17 protein-coding genes and 2 tRNA genes are annotated in these 20,559 nt (G+C 60.2%); 9 read left to right on the top strand and 10 right to left on the bottom strand.

Annotated features, from left to right (window positions below; genetic code table 11):
* Positions 1-11: 11 nt before the first annotated feature.
* From ahcY to ET418_RS11560, 5 genes are all read right to left on the bottom strand, one after another.
* Positions 12-1,406: an adenosylhomocysteinase gene (gene ahcY, locus ET418_RS11540; RefSeq protein ID WP_149307770.1), complete on the bottom strand. Its 1,395-nt coding sequence runs from the start codon at positions 1,404-1,406 to the stop codon at positions 12-14.
* Between the two features lie 106 nt (positions 1,407-1,512).
* Positions 1,513-2,109 carry a transposase gene (locus tag ET418_RS11545; protein ID WP_246153033.1) on the bottom strand — a complete coding sequence of 199 codons (597 nt, stop codon included), beginning with the start codon at positions 2,107-2,109 and terminating at the stop codon, positions 1,513-1,515.
* 44 nt (positions 2,110-2,153) lie between these two features.
* The gene (locus ET418_RS11550; RefSeq protein ID WP_149307771.1) at positions 2,154-2,708 is read right to left on the bottom strand and encodes a hypothetical protein; all 555 of its coding nucleotides are present in this window, start codon (positions 2,706-2,708) and stop codon (positions 2,154-2,156) included.
* Between the two features lie 70 nt (positions 2,709-2,778).
* Entirely contained in the window at positions 2,779-3,702 is a 924-nt protein-coding gene (locus tag ET418_RS11555; protein WP_149307772.1) for an ArsR/SmtB family transcription factor, read from the bottom strand.
* Between the two features lie 177 nt (positions 3,703-3,879).
* Entirely contained in the window at positions 3,880-4,968 is a 1,089-nt protein-coding gene (locus tag ET418_RS11560) for an NAD(P)H-dependent flavin oxidoreductase (RefSeq protein WP_149307773.1), read from the bottom strand.
* A gap of 169 nt (positions 4,969-5,137) precedes the next feature.
* On the opposite strand from ET418_RS11560, the gene ET418_RS11565 reads away from it, so the two are divergent.
* Both ET418_RS11565 and ET418_RS11570 read left to right on the top strand, forming a co-directional pair.
* Complete coding sequence (locus ET418_RS11565; RefSeq protein ID WP_149307774.1) at positions 5,138-6,589, top strand: hypothetical protein; 1,452 nt, start codon at positions 5,138-5,140, stop codon at positions 6,587-6,589.
* A 62-nt stretch (positions 6,590-6,651) separates the two neighbouring features.
* Positions 6,652-7,428 carry an MlaE family ABC transporter permease gene (locus ET418_RS11570; protein ID WP_149307775.1) on the top strand — a complete coding sequence of 259 codons (777 nt, stop codon included), beginning with the start codon at positions 6,652-6,654 and terminating at the stop codon, positions 7,426-7,428.
* A 141-nt stretch (positions 7,429-7,569) separates the two neighbouring features.
* Here ET418_RS11570 and nadA read toward each other — a convergent pair whose 3' ends face one another.
* Complete coding sequence (gene nadA / locus ET418_RS11575) at positions 7,570-8,484, bottom strand: quinolinate synthase NadA (protein ID WP_149307776.1); 915 nt, start codon at positions 8,482-8,484, stop codon at positions 7,570-7,572.
* Positions 8,485-8,663: 179 nt separating this feature from the next.
* Positions 8,664-10,298 (bottom strand): class I adenylate-forming enzyme family protein, encoded by a 1,635-nt coding sequence (locus ET418_RS11580; protein ID WP_149307777.1) that lies wholly within the window; start codon positions 10,296-10,298, stop codon positions 8,664-8,666.
* 446 nt (positions 10,299-10,744) lie between these two features.
* On the opposite strand from ET418_RS11580, the gene ET418_RS11585 reads away from it, so the two are divergent.
* The 4 genes from ET418_RS11585 to ET418_RS11600 all read left to right on the top strand — a co-directional run bounded on the left by ET418_RS11585 (position 10,745) and on the right by ET418_RS11600 (position 13,591).
* Positions 10,745-11,122 carry a hypothetical protein gene (locus ET418_RS11585; protein ID WP_149307778.1) on the top strand — a complete coding sequence of 126 codons (378 nt, stop codon included), beginning with the start codon at positions 10,745-10,747 and terminating at the stop codon, positions 11,120-11,122.
* Positions 11,123-11,661: 539 nt separating this feature from the next.
* Positions 11,662-12,309: a cation diffusion facilitator family transporter gene (locus ET418_RS11590; protein WP_149307813.1), complete on the top strand. Its 648-nt coding sequence runs from the start codon at positions 11,662-11,664 to the stop codon at positions 12,307-12,309.
* 299 nt (positions 12,310-12,608) lie between these two features.
* Positions 12,609-12,685 (top strand) — tRNA-Pro (locus tag ET418_RS11595).
* 312 nt (positions 12,686-12,997) lie between these two features.
* Positions 12,998-13,591 carry a hypothetical protein gene (locus ET418_RS11600; RefSeq protein WP_149307779.1) on the top strand — a complete coding sequence of 198 codons (594 nt, stop codon included), beginning with the start codon at positions 12,998-13,000 and terminating at the stop codon, positions 13,589-13,591.
* Positions 13,592-13,779: 188 nt separating this feature from the next.
* Here the strand turns inward: ET418_RS11600 and dtd are convergent, their stop codons facing one another.
* Both dtd and ET418_RS11610 read right to left on the bottom strand, forming a co-directional pair.
* Positions 13,780-14,217, bottom strand: a complete 438-nt coding sequence (gene dtd / locus ET418_RS11605) for a D-aminoacyl-tRNA deacylase (RefSeq protein ID WP_149307780.1) — start codon at positions 14,215-14,217, stop codon at positions 13,780-13,782.
* A 228-nt stretch (positions 14,218-14,445) separates the two neighbouring features.
* The gene (locus ET418_RS11610) at positions 14,446-15,549 is read right to left on the bottom strand and encodes a DUF362 domain-containing protein (RefSeq protein ID WP_149307781.1); all 1,104 of its coding nucleotides are present in this window, start codon (positions 15,547-15,549) and stop codon (positions 14,446-14,448) included.
* Between the two features lie 281 nt (positions 15,550-15,830).
* Between ET418_RS11610 and hcp the strand changes: the two genes are divergently transcribed.
* Both hcp and ET418_RS11620 read left to right on the top strand, forming a co-directional pair.
* On the top strand, positions 15,831-17,441 hold the full coding sequence (gene hcp / locus ET418_RS11615) for a hydroxylamine reductase (RefSeq protein WP_149307782.1): 1,611 nt from the start codon (positions 15,831-15,833) through the stop codon (positions 17,439-17,441).
* Positions 17,442-17,675: 234 nt separating this feature from the next.
* Complete coding sequence (locus ET418_RS11620; RefSeq protein ID WP_188055490.1) at positions 17,676-19,448, top strand: CBS domain-containing protein; 1,773 nt, start codon at positions 17,676-17,678, stop codon at positions 19,446-19,448.
* Between the two features lie 137 nt (positions 19,449-19,585).
* Here ET418_RS11620 and ET418_RS11625 read toward each other — a convergent pair.
* A tRNA-Ser gene (locus ET418_RS11625) sits at positions 19,586-19,676 on the bottom strand.
* A 110-nt stretch (positions 19,677-19,786) separates the two neighbouring features.
* Between ET418_RS11625 and ET418_RS11630 the strand changes: the two genes are divergently transcribed.
* A complete protein-coding gene (locus ET418_RS11630) occupies positions 19,787-20,533 on the top strand; it encodes a phosphorylase family protein (RefSeq protein WP_149307784.1) in 747 nt (248 codons plus the stop codon).
* The last annotated feature ends 26 nt before the right edge of the window (positions 20,534-20,559 follow it).

The following is a 20,559-nucleotide window of genomic DNA, read 5'->3' on the forward strand; positions in this document are numbered from 1 at the left end:
TGCGGGCCGGCTCAATACCGGTAATGCTCCGCCTTGTAGGGGCCTTCCTTCTTCACCCCGATATACGCGGCCTGTTCGTCGCTCAGCACCGACAATTGGGCATTGAGCTTCTTGAGTTGCAGGCGCGCCACCTTCTCGTCCAGATGCTTGGGCAGGGTGTAGACCCCCACCGGGTATTTGCCAGGATTGGTGAAGATCTCGATCTGGGCGATGGTCTGGTTGGCGAAGGAGGAACTCATCACATAGCTGGGGTGGCCGGTGGCGCAGCCCAGATTGACGAGGCGCCCTTTGGCCAGCAGGATGATGCGTTTGCCGTCCGGGAAGATGATGTGATCCACCTGGGGCTTGATCTCCTCCCACTGGTATTTCTCCAGGGCGGCGACCTCGATCTCGTTGTCGAAGTGGCCGATGTTGCAGACGATGGCCTGGTCCTTCATGCGGGCCATGTGGTCGTGGGTGATGACGTGGTAGTTGCCGGTGCAGGTGACGAAGATGTCGGCCTTGTCGGCGGCGTATTCCATGGTCACCACGCGGTAGCCTTCCATGGCGGCCTGCAGGGCGCAGATCGGATCGACCTCGGTCACCCACACCTGGGCCGACAGCGCCCGCATGGCCTGGGCCGAGCCCTTGCCCACGTCGCCATAGCCGCAGATCAGGGCCACCTTGCCGGCGATCATCACGTCGGTGGCGCGTTTGATGCCGTCCACCAGGGATTCGCGGCAACCGTAGAGGTTGTCGAACTTGGACTTGGTGACCGAATCGTTGACGTTGATGGCCGGGAAGCGCAGTTCGCCGCGCTCATGCATCTGGTAGAGGCGATGCACGCCGGTGGTGGTCTCCTCGGTCACGCCCTGGATCCGGGCGATGCGGGTGGAGTACCAGGTCGGGTCAACGGCCAGTTTTTTCCCGATGGCGGCGAAGAGGATGGTCTCCTCCTCGGAACCGGGGTTATTGAGCACGCTGCTATCCTTCTCGGCCCGTGCGCCCAGGTGCAGCAACAGGGTGGCGTCTCCCCCGTCGTCCAGGATCATGTTGGAGAAGCCGCCATCGGGCCACTCGAAGATCCTGTGGGTGTAGTCCCAGTACTGTTCCAGGCTCTCCCCCTTGACGGCGAAGACCGGCACGCCGGCGGCGGCAATGGCGGCGGCGGCGTGGTCCTGGGTCGAGAAGATGTTGCAGGATGCCCAGCGCACTTCGGCGCCCAGGGCAACCAGCGTCTCGATCAGCACGGCGGTCTGGATGGTCATGTGCAGCGAACCGGTAATGCGGGCTCCCTTGAGCGGCTTGGCGGCGGCATACTCCTCGCGGATGGCCATCAGGCCCGGCATCTCGGTTTCGGCAATCCTGATCTCCTTGCGGCCCCAATCGGCCAGGGCAAGGTCTGCGACGATAAAATCTTTGGACATCTGTTTACTCTCCTTTTGTGTGGTGTTCGTATCGATTTTGTAGGGGCGGCGCTTGCTCCGCCCTGGTTTATTGAGCCCGGGAAACGGGGCGCAGCAAACAGCGCCCCTACGTCGTTAAATCATTGTTTTCGTCCTCGGACCAGCAGGCCGGGTTGTGCTGGATGTATTCGCGGAATCCACGCAATTCGCCATCATCCCGCACTACCCGTTCATAATAATTGCGTTGCCATAACGGTTGTCCCTGTCGTCCCAGCACTCGGTTTACCTCAATGGCGGATATCGATTTGAATGCCCGGACAACGGAACCCAATGTAGGGGTGCTGCTTGCTGCGCCCTTGCTTGTCCCACCGTCTTTTGTTAGGGGCGGAGCAAGCGTCGCCCCTACGAGAAAAACAATGAAATGCACATGATTTGGCATGATCACGAAGGCATCCAATTCAGTGCCGGAAAACCGCTCCGGTAATGAATACCATACCGATTCAACCAACCGCTCGGCATCATTCGCCACCATAACTTCCCCATCAATCCGCCCAAATAGACATTCCTTTCCCTGTGTGCAGATCGTTACGAAATACGCCCCGGCAGAGGTATAATCGTAATCACGGAGCCGGATGGAACGGCGATGATGGATATCCGGGTTGAAGGTCATAGTTTTATTCACGTCGCGGGGCGTTGCTTCGTTGTGCTCTGGTATTTCGCCCAATAATTTCCATACACCTTGACCCGGCTGCCTTTCGGGCCTAATTTTCACACTTCAACGATAGCGAACTTAAGATCACCTCTGACAGTGCTCCAACAGACAGAATAACTCCCACCGATTTCTATGAAATCATCTCTGCTTCCAGTTGGCTTCTGGATAGTTCCAGACAGTGTCCTCCCACTTCGGAAGTACCCATAAATCCCGTCTGCTTTGCCCTCGTAAAATGGCTTTTCATCCGCAAAAACTATGAAGTATGCTTTTTCAAACCCTGCCACTTTGAGCTGTTCTAAAAAGTGAATGTCTCTGCAAAAACTGAACATTTGTTCTGGGTACTGTCCATTGCGTGGATATTTTAACTCGATAGCGCAAAGTTTCCTGGATTTGTCAGTTAAAAAAATAGAAATATCAATTTCTTTTTTTCGAAATGAATTGATTGAATCAAAGAAGAAGGAGACATTCCTCTCAAACTGTACCTTTACCTTTGCATCCTGAATTGCAGACCTCAGATAAAGACCCAACTCATGCTGCAGGCTGAACTCGTTATAAATTTCAACCTGACCTGACTCAACGAGTTGTGAAAATTTCTCAAATTTTTCTTTCATAGTAGTTACTCGGGAAGCTAGACCCTGTACTCTCGCCAACACAGACTATCGGGCGCAGCAAGCAGCGCCCCTACGATACCACTCCCTTCACCACCAGCACCGTTTCCTGTCCGCTCTCCCCTTCTATTCTTTCACAAGAAGCCTTGGAAAATCCCGCCGTCATCAGCCACGAGCCCAACTCCGCCTCCTCAAACCCCAGCCACTGGTCGGCCAACTGTTCCCGGGCCGCTTCCCGCTCATGGCGGGCAAGATCGGCCAGCAACAGTACCCCCCCGGGGGCCAGCACCCGCCTGATTTCGGCAAGTACGGCCGCCGGGTTGGCGGCATGATGCAGCACCATGTTGGCCACCACGCATCCCACCGAGGCGTCGGACAGGGGCAGGTGGGTCATCTCCCCCAGGCGCAGTTCGATGCCGCCTGCGCCGTCGTGCGCCAGCCGGCGACGGGCCTCCTCCAGCATGGCGGGGGAATGGTCCACGCCGATCACCCTGGCCGCCCGGGCCGCCAGTTCAGGCAGCAGCCCGCCGGTGCCGGTACCGATCTCTAAAACGGTACCATCATCGGGCACAAGTTCAAGCAGGTGCCGGCGATACTCGGGAACCGGCAGGAGCGTCCCGGCCAGGTCGTCCCACTGGCGGGCATGGCGGTCGAAAAACTCCTGGCTGCGCCGCCGGCGGTCCTCCAGCACCTCGGCCACAGCGGACAGGTCGCGGCCCCGCTCGGGCAGGCCGTTCAACTCGACCTCGAAAGCCGGGCGGATGGCGTTGAAAAAACGACTCGCCTCGCCCGCCCGGTAGTAGCTCCAGGTCCCCTGGTGCTTGACGGCCAACACACCGGCCTCGGTCAGGATCTTCAAATGCCGGGAGATGCGAGACTGCCCCATGGCCAGGATGCGGGTCAATTCCTGGACGGTAAATTCACCGTGCAGCAGCACCGCCACCAGACGGAGGCGGGAAGGGTCGGCAAGGGCTTTGAGTGTATCCAGCAGGTTCATATCACGATTACCAATTTTATTATATCAACTTTTCTTTATATAACATCGGACCTGGTGACGGTCAAGGGAAAACGGGAGGGGACGGGGCGGCCAGCGGGGTGCGGAACGAAAACGGCCCGCAGGAAAAAATTCCGGCGGGCCGAGGTAGGTACTCTGTCGTGTGGCAGGGGGTAAGGATCAGGCTGCTTCCTGCAGCGCCTCTTCCGCCTCGCCGAACAGTTCGTCGAAGATCTCCTGCACGGTGGTGATGCGATCGGCTTTCCAGGCATTGGTGCCGCAGAAGACCAGACCGGTGTCCACCTCCCCCCGCTGGGCGCGATCAAGAGAGGAGACGATACAGAAACGTTCGCCGGTTTCCTTGTAGGAGCATTTTTTCAGGCATCCCATGCGGCAGGGGGTATTATTCTCCACATCATAGCGGCGGATGTTGTCCTTGTTGCTCAAAATGGCCCGCCCCGGCAGACCGGCCGGACTCATGATCAGCCCGATATCCTCCTTGGTGCAGCTGAGGTAGGCCTGCTTAAAGGCATCATCGGCATCGCACTCTTCGGTGCAGACAAAACGGCTGGCCATCTGTACGCCGTCGGCGCCTTCCGCCAAGGCATGTTCCACGTCGGCCCGGTCCCATACGCCGCCGGCCGCGATCACCGGAACCTCGACGCCGCAGTCGTCGCGGAAAAAAGCCTTGACCTGACGCACGGTGGCATACTGGTCATACTCGCCGGTGCCGATATTCTCCATCTTTTCACCCAGGTGGCCACCGGCGGTATCCGGGTCTTCGACCACCACCGCATCCGGCAGACGCTTATAGGCTTTCAGCCATTTGCGGGCAATGAGCTGTGCCGCCCGCAGGGAGGATACGATCGGCACCAGGGCCACATCGGGATGCTCGGCGGTCAACTCCGGCAGACTCATGGGGAGTCCGGCGCCGCAGACGATCACCTTGGCGCCCGCTTCCACGGCAGCCCTGACGAGTTGTTCGAAATCGGACAACGCGACCATGACGTTGACGCCGATGACCCCGTCCGGTGCGATCTCATAGGCCTTGCGAATCTCTGCCTTAAAGCCCTCGGCATCGGCCTGGAAGAAATTCCTGCCGTTGTAAAAACCGCTGCCCAGGCCGATACCGGCCGCCGCAACCAGCCCGATGCCGCCGCACTTGGCGACAGTGCCGGCCAGGCGGCCGGCGGAGATGCGCACCCCCATCCCCCCCTGAATAATCGGATACGGGACGGTGTACTTTCCTATCGTCAACGACTGCGCCATAACTCTCCTCCAAAGAGACTCTACATCCATGAAGTCATCATACAGGGGATCGGATTTGATGTTTGTAATAGTTTTGTAAAAGCGCCCGGCAACAAGGGCCTTTCGCGGTTGACTCTCCTGGGCCGATAAGGAATAATGGCCCTGCCGTCGATGATCCCAGGGAGCAGGAATGAAAAAAACGTTTGTACACTGCATCGCGATCCTTCTTGTAAGCACCGCCCTCGCCCATGGCGAGGGAAATGCCGAGCCCGCAGAACCACCACCGGTGCCATCGGGCACCATCGTCACCCTCTGGCCGCTGTTCGATTATCGTTCCAGCCCGGCGACCGGCTACAGCAACCTCTCCATCCTGGGGCCGATCTTCAAACGGGAACGCAGCGGCGACACGACCAGGACCGCCGTCAGGCCGCTCTTTTTCAAGCAATCAACCCCTGGAGCCGCCGAAAGCGATATCCTCTACCCCCTGGCCTCCACCAGCAGCGGCGAGACCGATTCCGACACCCAGGTGCTGCACCTGTTCCAAAAACATACCGAACGCGCCGGGACGGATGAGGAGCGGCACAGCAGCATGCTGTTCCCCTTCTACATCAGCGGCACCTCCGACAAATACGGCCCCTACACCTCCGTATTCCCCCTGTACGGGGACATCTACGAGCGCTTCTGGCGCGACGAGTACCATTACGTCCTGTTTCCCCTCTATGGGCGCACCGTGAAGCGGGGCACCACCTCCACCAACTGGCTCTACCCGATCTTCAACAGCGTGTCAGGCGAAAAAGAAAGCGGCTTCGCCGTCTGGCCCCTGTACGGACAGTCGCGCAAGGAGGGGGTTTACGAAAAACGGTTCGCACTCTGGCCGATCTACAGCGACGAGCATCTCGGCCAGGACACGGATAATCCGACCAGAAACCTCAACCTGCTGCCGTTTTATGCCTCGTCAGAGTCGCCGCAGCGCAGTTCGACCCACATCCCCTGGCCCCTGTGCGGCGTGGTGCGGGACGGCGCGGGAACGGTCGTGGAGCGGGACTTTTTCTGGCCCTTCTGGGTGACCGCCACGAGCGCCACTTCCAGCACCGAACGCTTCATCCCCTTTTATGCCGAATCGAAGACCAAGGAGGGGAGCAGCCGCTGGGTCATGTGGCCGATCTACCGCAAAGCGACCATCGACTCCCCCCTGTTCCGCCAGGAGAAGACCAGCCTCTTCTATTTCCTGTTCCACCGTGCGGACGAATCCTGGCCCCAAGCGGGCAAAGATCGCGCCCAGAGCGCCTTCTGGCCGCTCTACGCCTGGAAGCGGGACGAGAACGGCCTGCGGACCCTCTCCATGCCCGCCCTGGTGGAACCGGTCTTCTGGAACGACCGGGTTGAACGCAACCTGGCACCGCTCTGGAGGCTTTTCATCAGCACGTGGGACGACAAGGGTGATGGCGCGACATCGATCCTCTGGAACCTCTTCTGGCGTGAAAAACGGGGCAACGAGAGCGCCTGGGAACTCTCGCCGCTGGTTTCGTACCGTTCCGCCCGGGAGGGGAGCGAATTCAAACTGCTGAAGGGACTGTTCGGCTATGCCACGGACAAGGGGGGGACATCCCTGAGTATCTTCTGGATACCGTTCGGGATATAGGGTATTCTGTACACCATGAACACCCCGGACCATGCGGGAGAAGGCCTCTTTCAGGATAAACCATGACCAAATTTCTCGAATTCATCGGCAAACAACTGATCTACTCGTTCGGCATCGTCGGCGAGGTGCTGATCCTGCTCAAGCGGACCGTATTCGCCTTCCGCGAGGCGCCCCACAACATGCCGTCCATCCTGGCCCAGGTGGCCATCATCGGCTATGAGACCCTGCCGGTGGCCTCGGTGATGGCCTTCTTCGTCGGCATGGTCCTGGCGCTGCAAACCGGGGTGGAACTGTCCAAGTACGGCACCCAGGATATCGTCGGCAGTATCGTCGGCCTCTCCATGGTGCGGGAAATGGGGCCGGTCATGGTCAGCTTCCTGGTGGCGGGCAGGGCGGGCAGCGCCATGGCGGCGGAGATCGGCGTCATGAAGGTCTACGAGGAGATCGACGCCCTCACGACCCTGGAGATCGACCCGGTGCGCTATCTGGCCATGCCGCGCCTGATCGCGGCCCTGATCTGCGTGCCGATCCTGACCATCTATTCCGACTGCGTCGGCATGCTTGGCGGCGCCATCATCAGCCACCTGCACCCGAAGCTGTTCATCTCCTACGCCACCTACACCGATTCCCTGCGCTTGGCGCTCAAATTCAGGGAGATCGCCGCCGGCCTGATCAAGTCCTTTGTCTTCGGCGGCATCATCGCCGTCATCTGCTGCTACGTGGGGTTCAACACCTCGGGCGGTGCGCGGGGGATCGGCGTTTCCACCACCCGTTCGGTGGTGCTCTCCTTCATGCTGATCCTGGTGGCGGATTACTTCCTGACGCGCATCCTGATGTAGGTGGGTTGTTGAAAAACAGCCATCTCGCCGCCGTCCTCGAACGCCTTTTCGTGCGGCGTAGCGCTGCTACGCCTCCTCAGGGCATTCTGCGGGTGTGACGATCTGACTATTTTTGAACAACCTTAGTTTTTCAACAACCTCTCAGTCCCGTGGCACGGCCAGCATCCTGTCCAGGGCCTGCCTGGCCTTGACGCGGGTCTCCTCGGTAACGGTCACCACCGGCGACATGGTCTGGAGCGAGTAGAGTACGTCCTCCAGGGAGGTGAGCTTCATGTTGGGGCAGATCAGGGCCGGCGAGGCCAGGATGAACTCCTTGCCCGGATTCTCCAGCCGCAGCTTGTAGAGGATGCCGGCCTCGGTGCCGACGATGAACTTCCGGGCCGAACTGGCGCGGCAGTAGTCGTACATCCCGCTGGTGGAGCAGACATGATCGGCCAGGGCCGAGACCTCGGGCGCACTTTCCGGGTGGCAGATGAACAGGGCGTCGGGGTGTTCGCTCTTTTTCCGCTGAACCGCCTCCACGGTCATTCGTTCGTGGGTCGGGCAGAACCCCTCCCAGAAGACGAAGCGCTTTTCCGGGACGAATCGGGCCACCCAGCGCCCCAGGTTGCGGTCCGGCACAAAGATGAGTTCGTCCTCCGTAAGCGATCTGACCACCCTGAGGGCATTGGCCGAGGTGCAGCAGATATCGGAGTGGGCCTTGATCTCGGCCGACGAGTTGACGTAGGTCACCACCGGCACGCCGGGGTGTTTGGCTTTGAGCGCCTCCAACTCCTCCACCGTGACCATGTCGGCCATGGGACAGCCGGCATCGGGGCGGGGCAGCAGCACCTTTTTGTCGGGGGACAGAATGGCGGCCGACTCGGCCATGAAGTGCACACCACAAAAGACGATCACATCCGCCTTCGTCTTGGCCGCCTCCATGGAGAGGGCCAGGGAATCTCCGGTGATGTCCGCTATCTCCTGAACCTCGTCGCGCATGTAGTTGTGAGCCAGCAGCACGGCATTGTGCAGCTTGAGCAGTTCCCTGATCTCTTGCCCGATACTGTTGTTCATCGTTCCCGATCCTCCCGGAGGTACCTGATCATAGTAGGTATTCTTCGCGGCCCCTCGCGTTCTGTCCTCCCGCCCGCCCCTGATCAGGCAGGCGGACATGCTACCCGAAAGTCCCCCAAAAAACAAGGCATGACGCGTGGGACGGAAGCATGCATGCGGGGATACATCCGATTGTCGTGTCAATGGTTCTCGGTTTGCGCCTCCACAAGGCTGCCGCAAAAATGCTTCTCGCGGAGTCGCTGCTTTTCAATTTTTCCCGTGGGATTGCGCGGTATCTCTTCGAATATGATTTTGCGCGGCCGCTTGTAGCGCGGCAACCCGGTGCAGAACTGCGCCATCTCGGCTTCAGAGCAGGAAAAGCCCGGCTTCAACTCAATTATCGCCGCTGGTATTTCACCCAGATGCCGGTCGGGAAGGCCGATTACGGCCACATCCTTGACCGCGTCGTACGTATGCAGAAAATTCTCGATCTGCACGGGATACAGGTTCTCGCCACCGCAGATGATTACATCCTTTTTGCGATCAACGAGATAGACAAAACCGTCTTCATCCATGCGCGCCATATCGCCGGTGTACAGCCACCCGTCCTTGAGCACTTCGGCAGAGGCTTCGGGGTTGTTGTAATAGCATTTCATGACGCCGGGGCCTTTCACGCAAAGCTCGCCGACTTCGCCCGGCTCCACCTCACGGCCGCTTGCATCCACGATCTGCAATTCCCATTGGTATCCCGCCTTCCCGATAGCGCCGACTTTATGGCTATTTTCGATGCCGAGATGGACACAGCCGGGGCCGATGGCTTCCGACAGGCCATAATTGGTGTCGTAATCGTGATGGGGGAAATGTTTTTTCCAGCGATTGATCAAGCTGGGGGGAACCGGCTGCGCGCCGATATGCATGAGCCTGCACTGATCCAGATGATATTCCTCCGGCGTTATATCCCCGCGGTCGATGGCGTCCAGGATGTCCTGCGCCCACGGAACGAGCAGCCAAAGGACTGTTATCCGCTCCTCGGATATGGTTTTGATTATCCACTCCGGTTTGACGCCACGCAGCAGAACGGCTTTGCTGCCGGACAGGAGACTGCCGAACCAGTGCATTTTCGCTCCGGTATGGTAGAGCGGCGGAATACAGAGGAAGTTGTCCTCGCGTGTCTGTTTGTGGTGGTTCATTTCAGCGGCGCAGGATGTCATCAGGCTGCGGTGCGCATGAAGCACCGCCTTTGGGAAACCGGTGGTGCCGGATGAAAAATAGATAACCGCGTCATCATCGTCGGAGAGTGTGACTTTGGGAGCCGTGGAGGAGCAGCACGCCGTGAGCGCATAATAGCTTTCGGCAAAAGCGGGGCAACCATGCCCCAAAAACAGCCGTATCTTTACCTTCGGAATCTGCCCGCGGATCGCAGCGACCCTCTCGGTAAATTCCGGCCCGAAAACCAAAATGTCACACTCGGCCAGATCGAGGCAGTATTTGATCTCTTCCTCGGTATATCGGTAGTTGAGCGGCACCGCAATGGCACCGGTCTTCAGGATGCCGAAATAAATCGGCAGCCACTCAAGGCAGTTCATAAGCAGAATGGCAACCTTGTGGCCTCTCTGCAAGCCTCTTTCCCGCAGGAAATTGGCCAAGCGGTTGGCTTTGTCGTCAAACTCGCGCCAGGTAATATCCCTCCGGTACTTCTTTTCCGGATTGGTTTCCACAAGCTCGTAATCCTTCCAGCTTGCTTTAACCTCTCTGATGCCGGGATTGATTTCGACCAGGCTGATCTCTTCGCCGTACAGGGCAGCGTTGCGGGCAAGAATTTCTGTGATGGGCATTTTCGAGGCCTTCTGACGTACTCATACTGTTTTGCGCCGGCAATATGCGGGAATGTAACCGGCACATCGCACGTTTGCTTCGCTATGAGTTTAATTTTGAAGGGAGTAGAATAGGAATTTCGGGCTGGCAAGTCAAGAGTAGCTTGGTCACACGATATGATGTCCGGGGCTGTGTTCCACAACCCACCTTGTGGCCCCATCTTGTGCCTGAGATACCTCCAGCCAAATAAATTGATAGTACTTACCCACATCGCCATTCCACCAATGAGACCTATGCTGTGGTGCTTATCCATATCCGGGGGGCGGGAAAAACGTCGTCGATTGGGGAGCCTACACTTTTCCGGGGTGTTGCCGAGAGGGAGGGTTCGCATCTTTTTCGTTCCCTTCTCCCGGCATCTGCCGTATCCTTATCTGAACACGCAGAGCCCCAGAAGGAGGGAAAAATAATGCCAAACAAGTTCCTTGTGGCCGCTGTAGCGACCGCTCTGTCGCTGTCTGCTCCAGTCTTCGCAGCCCCTCCGACGGCTGCAGTCAAGGCGCTGGCCGTCAATCAGCTGGCTGCCAAGCCGGAAGCCTTCGTCGGCAAGGTGACGGTGGTTGGCAGGGTGGCAGCCGCGACGCCGGGCAAGGGCTTCACCTTGATCGACAGTGCGAACTGCGCGAGCTGCACCACGGAGTGCCCGACGGACAAGACTACGAAAAAGATCCCGTTCCTCTGGAGTGGGGCCGCGCCCGTCGCCAAGGCGGTCGTCAAGGTTGACGGTACGCTGAAAAAGACTGCCAAGGGTTACACTTTCGCAGCGGAGCGGGTAACACAGCAGTGACGTCCACTTCCCGCCCCCGGAGTTCGTTGGTGCACTGGCTCCCCCCCGCTGTTTTTCTGCTGGTTCTTGCAGGACACGCCCTCTACCTTCGACAGGTGGCTGCGGCACCCCCCGAAGGCTGGGCCGACGTCGGTGTGGGCAGTGGTGCGTGGTGGGGGTTTGCTACCTACTTCGAGGAGCAGGACTACCTGCTCGGACTCTCCTATGCTCTCGGTGCCGCTTTCGCCGCCTGGGCGCTGGGACAATACCTCTCGACTCGGCAGGCAGCCATGGCCGCCGGAGCTGCCGGAAGCGTCACTCTGGTCGGGGTCATCATGGCGGCGGGCTGTTTCCTCATCGGCTGCTGTGGTTCTCCCATGTTGGGGGTCTACCTGGGGCTCTTCGGGGCCAAGGCCCTTGGGGTCGGCAAGCCGCTCATGGCTGCCGTCACACTGCTGTCCATCGGCTGGGGCTACTGGTACCTTTCCCGAAAATTGCGGCGCGGACTGTGCAGCGACAGCTGCTGTTGCACTTCCAGCCCCGACAAGAAAGAAAGCAGCATGCAGCAGAGCGAACGCGAAAAGTTGTTCTCGACCGCGAGAGCCCTTGCGGTCTTCACCATCCTCTACAATCTCCTCGAAGGCCTTGCTTCCGTCTGGCTGGGGGCGAGCGACGAAACACTGACCCTCTTCGGCTTCGGCGTTGACTCGTTCATCGAGGTCGTCTCCGCCGTTGGGGTCTGGCACATGCTCCGCAGAGTTCGCGCGAACGGCGGCGAACAGCGGGACGACTTCGAACGCAAGGCCCTCAAGATCACCGGCGGCTCCTTCTATGCACTGACGGCCGGACTGCTGCTGATGGCCTGCCTGAGCATCTACCAGCAGCACAAACCCGAGACGACCTTTTGGGGTGTTGTCGTCTCCCTGGTCTCCATCTCCTTCATGTGGGGGCTGATCCACTCCAAGACCAAGGTTGGCAAAACACTCGGTTCGGCGGCCATCCTGGCCGACGCTGCCTGCTCGAAGACCTGCCTGTACCTGTCGCTGGTGCTGTTGGCCGCGAGCCTTGGCTACGAGGCAACCGGTATCGGCAGCCTCGACGCTGCGGGGGCTATCCTCATCGCGTGGTTGTCGTGGCGGGAAGGGCGCGAGTCGTTCGAGAAGGCAAGGGGATTGGCTTGCTCCTGCGGCTGCAGCTGTGGGGGCTGACCGTCTCCCCCGTTTCGCTGCGCTACGGGCATGGGCAGGACACACGACACTCGGACAGGTGCGCTCTCCGGCCCCCCGGTCCCCATCTGGTCCCGTTTGATCGCAGCGGGCTTGCTTGGCTGTTGGCGGGAGTTTTGCCGGTGTCGGCGGGACGTTTGGCTGCTGAGGGGAAAACGTGTTTTTTCTTGGGGAAACATGGGGGGAGCTCGCCACGGGCTGCTGCGGACCACGCCAGCTGCCGTGGCTGTCGTCTTTCCCCTTGACAAAAACTCCTTGTAGATGCTAAAAAAAATATTCCTCGGGATGTAGCGCAGCCTGGTAGCGCACCTGCTTCGGGAGCAGGGGGCCGCTGGTTCAAATCCAGTCATCCCGACCATTTAAAAAATAAGGGGTCAGCCGAATACGGTTGGCCCCTTTCTCGTTCCGCCTGCACCCGCATTTCGCTGGACGACCGATGGCGCGGTATGGCACGAAAACCATCCCGTGATCGCCCTTCCTCGCCCCCACCCTTCTTCCCGGACCGCCACCGTATCCACCTCTCCGCTTATGACCTCACTTCGATTACAAACAATGCGGCACGGGGCGTGCCTGAGATAAAACAACGCCGCGCGCCCAGACATCGGCGGCGATACGTGCTATACTGGACGCAAACGGAAAGGCCAAGACGGCCGTCCAAGAGGAGAAGGCGATGCGCTACCCCGCTTCAGTGCTTGCGATGTTTCTCATCCTTGCCGCCGCACCGGCCCGTGCCGGTGATGTGGCAACCCTTGCCGACTGCACCACCAAGGTATTCGGAGAGATCAATCGGACCAGGAAATGGTCGGGCAAGCCACCGGCCACGTGCCCGGCGACTATCGCCGTGGAGAAACGGGCGGACGGGGTTCTGGTCACCGCATGGGTAATCCGCAGCGCCGAGGGAGGCTGGGTCAGAACCGCATTTTCGGGCGCCATGGGTTATGGCGAGATCGCCAGGAAGCAGGAACTGGCAAAGGCCAGCCGCGACATCATGGCGCGGGCCAAGCACCTTGGGCGGTGCCTGGATTCCATCAACGCGGTCAACGACCCGCTCGACTGCCGCGACCGCGCCACCAAGTCCTATTCCGCCGGCGAGGAAAGCGGCGTGGAGAATGACCGGATCGTCTGGCTTGACGACAACGGCCGCCATGCCGTTCTGGAGTACGCCTTCGGCAACACGGAGTCAACCCCCAGCCCACCCACCGATCTTTTCAACGGTCAGCCGTTGCCGCCAAACATGATCATCGACCTGCGCGTGAACCGATAGTGTTAACAGGCTGCTAAAAAATCCAGGTTGTTCAAAAATAGTCAGATCGTCGCACCCGCAGAAGGCCCAGAGGAGGCGTAGCAGGCCTACTCCGCCGAAGCAGCTTTGGCTGCGAAGGCCAGGCGCTACGCCGCACGAAAGGGCCTTCGAGGATGGCGGCGAGATGGCTGTTTTTCAACAACCCACCCTTAGCGCTCCAGGATAAAGGTGACCGGCCCGTCGTTCACCAGATGCACCTTCATATCGGCCTGGAAGATGCCGGTCTGCACCGGCAGACCGAGCTTCTCCACCGCAGCCGTGAAATATTCGTACAGCCGCTTGCCCTCCTCCGGCGGTGCCGCCGTATCGAAGGAGGGGCGCCGCCCCTTGTCGCAATTGCCGGCCAGGGTGAACTGGGAAACCACCAGGACCGCCCCCCCCACATCCGCGAGGGCAAGGTTCATCTTGTCCTCCTCATCCGCGAAGATGCGCAGGCCGGCGATCTTCTCCGCCAGCCAGTCGGCCCGGGACTCGTCATCGCCCTTCTCCACGCCCAAGAGGACCAGGACGCCTTTCCCGATCCGGCCGACCAGGCTTTCGTCCACGGTAACGGAAGCAAAACTGACACGCTGGACAACTGCTTTCATAATGTCCCCCTGAATCCGTGACGCCGGAATGCCGCAACGTCCGGAAGATCCGGAGCCCGCGCGTCGCCATGTCGTAACAGCTCACTCACGAGGCCCGTCCGCCGCCTGATTGTCGCAATCTATTCAAAGTCAAAGGCAGAGGACTTCCGGACCAGTGAAGGCATGAAGGCGTCACGGATTCAGGGTCCCCATTACCTGCCGCCGCGGCACTGCGGCAGATTTGCCCGTTCAGATCTTGACCAGTTCGTAGCCCCTCGACCCCAGGCCGACCTTCTCGCCATGCTCCAATTGCACCTCCCAGGGGATCTGGGGGTATACGCCACGGAACTTGTCCCCCCCCGGCTCATGGCCGCTCTTCAGGGCCGAACCCTCGTTGCCCCGGGCCCCGTTGACCAGGTCGGCGCAGGCCTGGTCGATGGCCACCGGATCGGTGGAGGCGCAGATGCCGATATCGTTGACGATCGGCGCATCGGCGTGGCCGTAACAGTCGCAGGCCGGAGAGACCTGGGTGATGAAACTCAGGTAGACCGCCCGCCCCTCCTTGCCGGTCACGGCGCCCTTGGCGTACTCGGCCATCTTCCTCATCACCAGGTCGGCCGCCTCGTTCCATTGGACATTGATGACCTTCACCGGACAGACGCTGATGCAGCGGCTGCAACCGGCGCAGAGCTCGGGATCGATGGTCGCCTTCCCCTCGATGATCCGGATGGCGTCGTGGGCGCAGGCCTTGAGGCAGGCGCCGCACCCGGTGCAGTAGGCTTCCGCCACCTCGGGGGCTACAGTGGAGTGCTGCACCAGTTTCCCCTTGCGGCTGGCGCACCCCATGCCCAGATTCTTGATAGCCCCGCCGAAGCCGGTCAGTTCATGGCATTTGAAGTGGGTCAGGCAGACCAGCGAGTCGGCCTCCACGATCTCGGTGCCGATGTGGACCTTTTTCAGCAGATCGCCGTCAATGGCGACGTCCGTCTCGGTCACCCCGCGCAGGCCGTCGCTGATGATCAGCGGCGCCCCGGCGCAGGCATAGCCGAAGCCGTTTTCGATGGCGCAGACCAGGGCCGAGACCGCCTCCTTGCGCTCGCCGGGATACAGGGTCGATGAATCGGTCAGAAAGGGCTTGGCCCCCAGCTTCTTGATCTCCTCCACCACCCGCCGGGCAAAGATCGGGCGGATGAAGGCGCTGTTCCCCTTCTCGCCGAAATGGATCTTGACCGCCGTCAGGTCTCCTTCGGCAATGTGCTGCCCCATACCGGCCAGGGCCAGCAGCTTGCCGATCTTGTCGAACAGATTTTCCTTATGGCCGGCACGCATATCGGCAAAATACACCTTGGACATGGCTTCCTCCCTTAACAGGTTATTGAAAACTCAGGTTGTTCAAAAATAGTCAGATCGTCGCACCCGCAGAAAGCCCTGAGGAGGCGTAGCAGCGCTACGCCGCACGAAAGGGCCTTCGAGGACGGCGGCGAGATGGCTGTTTTTCAACAACCTGCTAATTCGTTTTTTTTGACCCGGGTCAAGCAAAGACGTAAAGATCGGGTATACTGTTCATACCATAGAAACGCTCAAAACTCACCTGCGAGTTTATTCAGACACTCAACACAAGGGAGGAAACAACCATGGGAATGTTCTGTAACCAGTGCGAACAGGCGGCAAACGGCGTCGGCTGCAACATCTCCGGCGTATGCGGCAAGAAACCCGAGGTAGCCACGCTACAGGATCATCTGGTCTACGGCCTGAAGAGCCTGGCGCTCTACGCCGACAAGCTGGGACGCGACCCCGAAATCGACCGCTTCACCATCGAGGGTCTCTTCACCACCGTCACCAACGTGGATTTCGAGGCGCCCCGCATCGGCGGCCTCATCAAGCACTGCTATGAACTCAAGGAAAAGGCCCGCACGGCCCTGGCCGCCAAGGGCACCACCCTCTCCGGCCCCGTGGCGGAATGGAAACCGGCCGAAGACCTGAACGGCATGATCGTCCAGGGTGAGGCATACGGCATCAACGCTCAGCACGTCAACGAGGACATCCGCTCCGTAATCGAAATCCTCATGTACGGCCTGAAGGGGATGGCCGCCTATATGGACCACGCCATGATCCTGGGGCGCAGCGACGCAGAGGTGCTGGCCTTTGTCCAGAAGGCGCTGGCCGCCACCACCGACCCCAACCTGGGGCTCATGGACTTCGTCGGCCTCTCCATGGAGTGCGGCAAGCACAACCTGACCGTCATGGGACTTCTGAACGCCGCCCACACCGACACCTACGGCCACCCGGTCCCCACGCCGGTCCAGCTCGGCACCAAGGCAGGCAAGGCCATCCTGGTCTCCGGCCACGACCTGAAAATGCTGGAAGAGCTGCTCAAGCAGACCGAGGGTAAAGGGATCAACATCTACACCCACGGCGAGATGCTCCCGGCCCACGGTTACCCGGGGCTGAAGAAATACGGCCACCTGGCGGGCAACTTCGGTGGTGCCTGGCAGGACCAGGCCAAGGAGTTCGTCAACTTCCCGGGCGCCATCATCTTCAACACCAACTGCATCCAGCGCCCGGCCGATACCTACAAGGACCGCCTCTTCACCTGGGGCCTGGTGGCCTGGCCCGACGTGAAGCACGTGAGCGGCTGGGACTTCTCCGAGGTTATCGCCAAGGCCCAGGAACTGCCCGGCTTCCCCGACAATCCGGGCCAGGAGATCCTGACCGGCTTCGGCCACAACGCCGTCCTGGGCGTGGCCGATAAGGTGGTCGCAGCGGTCAAGTCCGGGGCCATCAAGCACTTCTTCCTGATCGGCGGCTGCGACGGCGCCAAATCGGGACGCAACTACTACACCGAGTTCGCCGAGAAGCTCCCCCAGGATACGGTCATCCTGACCCTGGCCTGCGGCAAGTTCCGCTTCAACAAGCTGGAATTCGGCGATATCGGCGGCATCCCGCGGCTGTTGGACGTGGGCCAGTGCAACGACGCCTACTCGGCCATCCAGATCGCCGTGGCCCTGGCGGGCGCCTTCAACTGCGGAGTCAACGACCTGCCGCTTTCCATGATCCTCTCCTGGTACGAGCAGAAGGCCGTGGTCATTCTCCTGACCCTGCTGCACCTGGGGATCAAGAACATCAAGATCGGCCCGTCCCTGCCGGCCTTCATCTCCCCCAACGTGCTAAACTTCCTGGTGGAGAACTTCAACCTCGGCCCCATCACCACGGTCGAGGCGGACATGAAGGCCATTCTGGGATAACCCTTTTTCGTGCAACACCTGTCGGCAACAAGGCGCGGGCTTCGGCTCCGCGCCTTGTTGCGTTTTTGACGGACAATCCGGGATTTCCATAACTGCCTGTTTAGAGTGCAGCTATTTTCCCCTGCATTGAAGGCTGTAAATACGCTCAGAAATGTGATATTGGATACATTTGGTCCACTATGAAAACGTGGAACCGCATCAGGCATGTTTTACCATTATCAAGGGACGAGACCGATGGGCATAACCACAGGTACGGCAAAAACAAGAATCCGGCAGATAATCTCCCGGCAGGTGATCAGCGTCACGCCGGAAACGCCGGCAGATGAGGCGGTAGCCACCATGGCGCGGGCCAAAATCAGTTGCCTCATCGTGGCGGGAAAAAAGAGGCCGCTGGGGATCTTCACCGAGCGGGACCTGGTCAAGCTGACCAACCAGCGGGTCCCCTTCGGGAACCGGCCGATCCGCGACCTGATGACCAGTCCGGTGGTGACCATCTCCGGCAACCTGAACATCTACGAGGCCTATAGCCTCATGCTCACCAACAGTATCCGCCACCATGTGGTGGTGGACCATGGCGGCAGGATATTGGGGCTCATGACCCAGTCCGACCTGATCAACCACCTGGGGCACGAATACTTCGTGGAGTTGCGCAAGATCGAACAGGTCATGACGACCGGCGTCATGACCGTCGCCAGCGACGCTCCGATCAGCGAAGCCTTAGGCATCATGGCCGGTCCGGGGATCAGTTGCGTGGTCGTGGCGAACCAGCGCATGCCGCTGGGCATCATAACCGAACGGGATGCCGTCCGGCTGGTGGCCGAGGGCGTTGACCTGGAGACCGTCAAGGTCGGCATGGTCATGAGCAGTCCGGTGCTGACCGTGACCACCGGGACGACGGTGTACGAGGCCGCCCAGGCCATGAAGCGGGAGAAGATCCGCCGGGTGGTGGTGGTCGACAAGGAAGGCAGGATCGAAGGGATCATCACCCAGTCCGATATCATCAAAGGACTGGAAGGGCGCTATATCGAATCCCTGAAGGAGGTCATCCGGAAGAAGGAAAACATCTTTCAGCAGACCGCCCGGGAGCTTCTGGACAAGACCATCTTCCTGGACAACATCCTCCGCTCCTCCATCAGCATGGCGATTGTCGCCACCGACAGCGCCTTGAAGATCAAGTACTTCAACCCGGTGGCGGAACAGGTGTTCGGGTACGAAGCGGCTTCAGTCGTCGGCCGCTCTGCAGCCGATGTGCTCATCCTGGAGGAGATCGCCCCCCTCAGCCTGGCCAAGGCGCGGGAGACCGTGCTGAGTGAGGGGAAATGCACCTTTCCCGCCGAGATACGCAGGGACGGGGCCACCTCCTATTACGACGGCAGCCTGTCCGGCATCCTGGACAAGCAGGACAAGCTGGCGGGCTTCGTGCTGATGCTCAACGATATCACCGAACGCAGGCAGCACGAGGACACGATCCATCACCTGGCATATCATGACGCCCTGACCGGCCTGCCCAACCGGATACTGCTCAACGACCGCCTTGGCCAGGCCCTGGCCTCGGCACAGCGCACCGGCACCCGGGGGGCGCTGATGATCCTCGACCTGGACCGTTTCAAGGACATCAACGACAGTCTCGGGCACAGCATGGGCGACCTGCTGCTCAAGGCCGTGGGCGAACGGTTGCGGGGGCTCCTGCGCAAGAGCGATACGGTCTCGCGCATGGGGGGGGACGAATTCGTGCTGCTGTTGCCGTCCATCGCCTCGACGGAAAGTGCGGCCGTGACCGCGACCAAGATCGTTGCGGCGTTCAACAAACCATTCGTCTGCAACGGTCATTCCCTCTCCGTAACCGCCAGCATCGGAATCGCGGACTTCCCCGATGATGGCGATGATGCGGAAACCCTGCTGAAAAATTCCGACATCGCCCTGTACCGGGTCAAGGAGGCGGGGAGAAACGACTTCCAGCGTTACACCACGGTGCCGGAAAAGGGGGAGTCCCCCAGGCAGCATTGAGCTCCGCCCGGGCTGGCTTCATGGCCATCTCGCGGCTGGAAAGTCCCGGCATACGCGTGCGGGTGACAATCAAAAGCCCCCGGACTCGTAAAGTCCGGGGGCTTTTGATTGTCATGAAGAAACAGAGGGCGCAAATATGGCGGAGAGAGAGGGATTCGAACCCTCGGTACGCTATTAACGTACACACGCTTTCCAGGCGTGCTCCTTCAACCGCTCGGACATCTCTCCACAAGTGAACGGGAAATATAGTATAGTCGGATGCTTTTGTCCAGCATTTCATATTATGCTTTGAAAAACAACGGCGATAATTGTACAGTCCGGCCAGGAGTGACCACGTTATGAACATTGCCATCATCACCGCCATGCCGGAGGAGACGCGGGCCTGCCTGAAGGCGGCCGGAGCAGCGGAGCCCCTGAAGGTCGGGCGTTTCAAGGCCTTTCGCTGCCGGACGCCGGAGCGGAATCTGCTGCTGGTCGAGTCCGGCATGGGCTTCAAAAATGCCGCGGCTGCGGCGGAGGCGCTGCTAGGGGAATGCCGGCCCGCTCTGCTCATCTCGGCCGGTTTTTGCGGCGGCATAGCGCCGGAATTGCGCGTCGGCGACGTGGCAGTGAGCAGGGAGTTGTGTATCGTCGCCAATGGGGCGGTTCAACCGGTCCCCGTGGCGATTGCCCCTGCGGCCCAGAACTTCGTTGCCCGACAATCGGCGGCGGGTGCGCGGGTGTTCGCCAGCCAGTTTGCCGGCACCCCCTCGATCATGGCGAAAAAACAACTCGCCTTGCTGCTCCCCTCCGGCGCCCCCTGCCCGGTGGTGGAGATGGAGAGCGCCGCCATCGCCATCGTGGCCGCGGAGAACGGCATCCCCTTCATGGGCATCCGCACCGTCAGCGACGCAGCCGACGAGGAGTTGGGTTTCTCCCTGGACGAATTCACCGACCATAACCTGCGCATCCGCCCCCACAGGGTCGCCCTGACCATCCTGCGCAAACCGTGGATCATGCCCCAGCTCATGCGCCTGGCCCGCAACAGCCGCATCGCCGCAGACAGCCTTTCCCAGGCCATGGCCCGGTTGCTGGCGTCTCTGTAATTCCAAGTTGCAATCAAGATGGCGCT

Source organism: Oryzomonas rubra (genome assembly GCF_008369015.1).
GTDB lineage: Bacteria > Desulfobacterota > Desulfuromonadia > Geobacterales > Pseudopelobacteraceae > Oryzomonas > Oryzomonas japonica.